General features: G+C 40.9%; 5 protein-coding genes and 2 pseudogenes. 1 reads left to right on the top strand and 6 read right to left on the bottom strand.

From position 1 onward, the window contains the following. Positions 1–763: 763 nt before the first annotated feature. Positions 764–1893, bottom strand: a pseudogene (locus tag AC4HAL_RS10940) (IS3 family transposase). A gap of 147 nt (positions 1894–2040) precedes the next feature. After that, a protein-coding gene (locus tag AC4HAL_RS10935) for an IS3 family transposase (RefSeq protein ID WP_491094178.1) occupies positions 2041–3146 on the bottom strand; the annotation gives its coding sequence in 2 pieces (ribosomal slippage) (positions 2041–2870 and positions 2870–3146; 1107 coding nt in all). A 72-nt stretch (positions 3147–3218) separates the two neighbouring features. On the opposite strand from AC4HAL_RS10935, the pseudogene AC4HAL_RS10930 reads away from it, so the two are divergent. Then, positions 3219–3407 (top strand): annotated as a pseudogene (locus tag AC4HAL_RS10930) (transposase); the annotation flags it as partial. 193 nt (positions 3408–3600) lie between these two features. Here AC4HAL_RS10930 and AC4HAL_RS10925 read toward each other — a convergent pair. The 4 genes from AC4HAL_RS10925 to AC4HAL_RS10910 all read right to left on the bottom strand — a co-directional run. After that, the gene (locus AC4HAL_RS10925) at positions 3601–3774 is read right to left on the bottom strand and encodes a hypothetical protein (RefSeq protein WP_491094177.1); all 174 of its coding nucleotides are present in this window, start codon (positions 3772–3774) and stop codon (positions 3601–3603) included. Positions 3775–3795: 21 nt separating this feature from the next. Further along, a complete protein-coding gene (locus AC4HAL_RS10920; RefSeq protein ID WP_491094176.1) occupies positions 3796–4047 on the bottom strand; it encodes a hypothetical protein in 252 nt (83 codons plus the stop codon). A gap of 26 nt (positions 4048–4073) precedes the next feature. Continuing rightward, positions 4074–4325 carry a hypothetical protein gene (locus AC4HAL_RS10915; RefSeq protein WP_491094175.1) on the bottom strand — a complete coding sequence of 84 codons (252 nt, stop codon included), beginning with the start codon at positions 4323–4325 and terminating at the stop codon, positions 4074–4076. Positions 4326–4538: 213 nt separating this feature from the next. Further along, positions 4539–4682: IS3 family transposase (locus AC4HAL_RS10910; protein WP_491094179.1), on the bottom strand; the 144-nt coding region annotated here is incomplete at its 5' end.

Below are 4682 nucleotides of genomic sequence, written 5' to 3'. Positions count from 1 at the left end.
TAGGAGGATGATAGTCAAGTGTAGCGATGACTTCGATATGGGTATCGTGTTGAACGGCTTGTGTCAAGGTAATATTTTTGTCTTTGATTCCGAGTAATTCTGTGGTATTCTTAAGATGTCTCATAGGTAACTTTCTAATGATGGTTTGGTCGCTTTTCATTATAAGTCTTATGGGACTTTTTTGGTAGTCAAAAAGCCCTATAATCTCCAAAGTGGGATTACCCACTACAGAAATTATAGAGCCGAAAAAATTGACCTCGCCACAACTCTGTGAATTTAGATAAGATACCCTAGAAGCTTTGGTACTTCGCCGGCTATTTTTCTAAAATTCTTTGAGTTGTTAAACGGCTTAATAACACGAAGAAACTTCAGTCGAAAATACAGGAGTTTTGCAATTAGTAAGGTGCCATAGCCCACCATCATAGTAGTTGGCATGTAGTAGAGCAGGGTAGAAATACCTTAGTGATACTTTGTACCTTATATCTTTGGAAGGGAATCTTATGAAACAAGAACAAGTCACTTATATTATTTTAATTGTAGCGCTTGCTATAGCAATTAGTATTATTTTAGAGGCTGTTAGAGGCTACTTTAGATCCAGAGGAACAGCCCTTAAGTAACTAAAGCGTAATGACAGCAATTAAACGTGCTCGCGTTATGGCTCTTATGCCATTTGTAAACGAAGGCTAATCGGATCTATTGACCGCTTAGCAAAAAACCGACCGAAGGCACTGCACCCCAATGATGGGACGGTAGAAAAACACTTTTATGCGGCCAGTTTCCTGTATTGGACAGGAGACTGGTCGTTTAATCTCTGTTGAATTCTAGTTTCATTATAAAATGTGATGTCGTTTTTGACAATATCTGCTATACTATCTTTGGTTAAGTTTCTCCAGTTATGGAGATAGAAGGTTTCAGACTTTAGGACGGAATGGAACCATTCGATACAGGCATTATCAGCTGGTGTCCCTTTTCTGGACATGGAGCGGGTGATGCCTTTTTCTGTACAAGCCTGATTATAAGCTTTCGAGGTGTAAACGGAACCCTGATCACTGTGCAGGAGTGCTCCTTGAGGCAGGTTCAGTTGGTTCAAAGTGTCTAACACAAAGTCCGTATCTTGGCAATCTGAAATGGTATAAGCGACAATCTCACGATTATAGAGGTCCATGATAGAAGACAAGTAGAGCTTACAATTCCCAAAGGAGAAGTAGGTAATGTCTGTCACAAGCTTCTCCAGTGGCTGTTCTGCTTAAAAATCACGGTTGAGTTTGTTCTCGGTCACATAGTAAGGCTTCCCTAGATTTGGAGCCTTCTTGGGACGTGCACGACAGAGCCAGCCATTCTCCTTCATGATACGATAGACCTTCTTACCATTGACAACGAGCCCATACATCTTCTTGAGAAATCGGGTGATGGTGCGATAGCCGTAGATAAACTGATTTTCCATGCAGAGCTGCTCAATTTTCTCCACAACTTGGTCTCTTTTCTCAGACGTCTCACCCTCTGCTTTCCAACGGTAGAAAGTTGAGCGTTTAATGCCGAAGCACTCCAGAATAACGGAAACTGGGTAGACTTCCTTGTATTCTTCTACCAGCTTGATAAGACTTACTTTGTCGATTGTCTTATCAAGCGCCGATACTTTTTTAAGAGTTCTACCTGCAGGCGTAATTGTTCTATTTCAGATAACTGTGCCATCCCTTTACCGTAGGTATATTGTTTCCCTACAGGTTGATGGAAGCGGTGCAGTTCATCCTTTCGATACCAACGCCACCAGGTTTTGACCTGACTAACATTTTTGATGCCTAAGGTTTCCATGATCACCTTATTAGACTTACCCGCCTTCTTCATGTCAATGCAGGCTAGTTTAGTTTCTACTGAATAGGCTTTTTTAACCATAACAAAAATACTCCTGTTTCTAGTTTACTAGATTTCAACAGGAGTGTTTTTCTTGTGTCTCATTTTATGGGGCTAGTACCCAAAGAGGTCGGTTTTTTTACGTGAAAAGGCAACCCTTTTCTGTACAAAATTTATAAAGTGTTTTTGTTAAACGATTGCTCTTTTAGTCATGGGGGTTTGGTAATTGAGACTGCCGTGAATGCGGTGATGATTCCACCAGTGGACATAATCTTTCGTTTTTAGGGTTAATTCTTCTAGCGAATGGAAGGCCTCTTGGTTGATAAACTCCAGTTTGAAGGAACGATAAGTGCTCTCAGCTACGGCATTATCATAGGGACAACCCGCTTGACTTAGAGACCGAGTGATGTCAAACGCCGCCAACATCCCATCAATCAGAACATTGTCAAACTCCTTGCCACGATCAGAATGGAACAGCTTCACTTTGGTCAGAGCATAAGGGATGTTTTGAATGGCTTCTTTGACCAAGTCAGCGGTCTTGTGCCAACCAAGGGATAGGCCGATGATTTCACGATTGAAGAGGTCAAGAATCAAACAAACATAAGCCCAACGATTGCCAACACGAACATAGGTTAAGTCCGTCACAAGGGTTTCCAATGGTTTTTGCTGGTTAAACTGTCTCTCTAAGAGATTTGGAATAGGTGCTTCATTCTTCCCTTTGACATGCGGTTTGAAGGCAGCCTTCTGGTAAACAGAAACCAAATTCAATCTCTTCATGATGCGACGAATCCGACGGCGAGACAAGTTGATCCCTTGTGCTTCCAGACATTTCTTAATCTTCCTAGCGCCGTACCTGGACTTACTGTCAAGAAAAATGCGCTTAACCATTTCTTCAAGTTGTGCCTCAGATACTGGCTCTACAGCTTTGTAGTAATAGCTAGAACGCGGAATATTTAAGCATCTACACATGGCTGAAATGCTGTATTTGTCCTTGTTAGCGGTGATTATTTCCCTTTTCGTGCCATAATCACCGCCGCTTGCTTTAGGATATCAACCTGCATTTCAAGCTCTTTGTTGCGTTTTCTAAGTTCCATCAACTCACGCTGTTCATCTGTCAGATTATCAACAGTTTTGAAGGAACCAGTTGTTCTTGCTTGTTTAACCCACTTGTCAAAGCTAGACGGGGTCAACTCATATTCTTTGATAATCTCGCTTCGTTTCATACCTGCATTGTGAAGGTCAACGATTTGTTGTTTAAACTCATCTGTGAAGTAACGGCGAATTTTTCTAGACATATCTGTTCTCCTATTTTCTTTAGTGTAGAACACTTTATCATTTCTGTCTAGTTTAGTGTAACCTATTCAAATTATATCACTAATGCCATTGAGCTTCCTTATTCTAACGCTAAATTAGAAGCCACTAACAAACTCATCAAAGACATCAAACGCAATGCCTTTGGCTATCGGAACTTTGACAACTTCAAAAAACGTATCTTCCTCGCTTTAAACCTAACAAAAAAGAAGACCAAGCCGGTCCTCTCTCGTTGTTCGTTATAAGTCACCCACTACACTTGATAATGAGCTTTTTTTTCCTACGTTAGAGGGTAACAAAAGACCCCGGCACCATGATGGAGGCGGGGAAAATAACTACTTATATAAATAAAATTGTATAGATGGCTAGAACTATCATATAGAGTAAAAACGAGCCACGTTAACTTTCTTCTTATAACTTTAAAGCCTTTGGTAGAAATTATAACCAGGAAATAGGGGTGTGAATAGAATACCCTGCTAAGCCGGCCAAAAGTCCACCGACTATTGCACCACCAATTGTTGTCATCCAGTTATCTGAAAAACTACTACATAGTAATCCAAGTCCCAAAGCTCCAAAGACTAATCCAAATAATCCTAAAATTACAGATTGCATTCTTAACTATCTCCAATCCTATTAAACTGGTGAAATAGGGGTTGTGATTGCTAATCCTCCTAGCCCGCAAGCAGTCGCACCACTAATGGCACCACCCCAGATACCTCTAGCATCGGCACCAGAACCAGCAGCCAATAAGCCACCACCAATGCCACCAAGCACTGCACCAGCAGCTCCAAGAAGCCAACCTTCACCTTCCACACCAGCAAGATAATCATTTCCAGCTACTTCAAAATTATCAAAAGCCATTGAGTCCATTGTTACTGTGTTCATAAAATTTCTCCTTTATTTTTACATTCTTAAACTGGTGAAATAGGGGTTGTGATTGCTAATCCTCCTAGCCCGCAAGCAGTCGCACCACTAATGGCACCACCCCAGATACCTCTAGCATCGGCACCAGAACCAGCAGCCAATAAGCCACCACCAATGCCACCAAGCACTGCACCAGCAGCCCCAAGAAGCCAACCTTCACCTTCCACACCAGCAAGATAATCATTTCCAACTGCTTCAAAATTATCAAAAGCCATTGAGTCCATTGTTACTGTGTTCATAAAATTTCTCCTTTATTTTGCACTTGCCAATTAATTCAACTGACAGTGCCTACTATAACAGAAATATTTTTAGATAGCAATAATTTTAAGAATGTTTTAATCAAACAAAAACAACAATGATATACTACGAAAAAAATTCTGATAATTCACGCCTATTTATAATTAATTAGGCTACTAACGAACAAACTTTTAGTCTCACCCTCCCTGTTTTTGTTAAGCGATGATTCGCTTCGTCATGGGTGTTTGGTAGTTGAGACTACCGTGAATACGGTGATGATTCCACCAGTGGACATAATCTTTCGTTTTTAGGGTTAATTCTTCTAGCGAGTGGAAGGCCTCTTGGTTGATAAACTCCAG

The sequence above is a fragment of the Streptococcus sp. ELY_125 genome (assembly GCF_058314535.1).
This window is presented reverse-complemented; position numbering and strand designations above follow the sequence as displayed.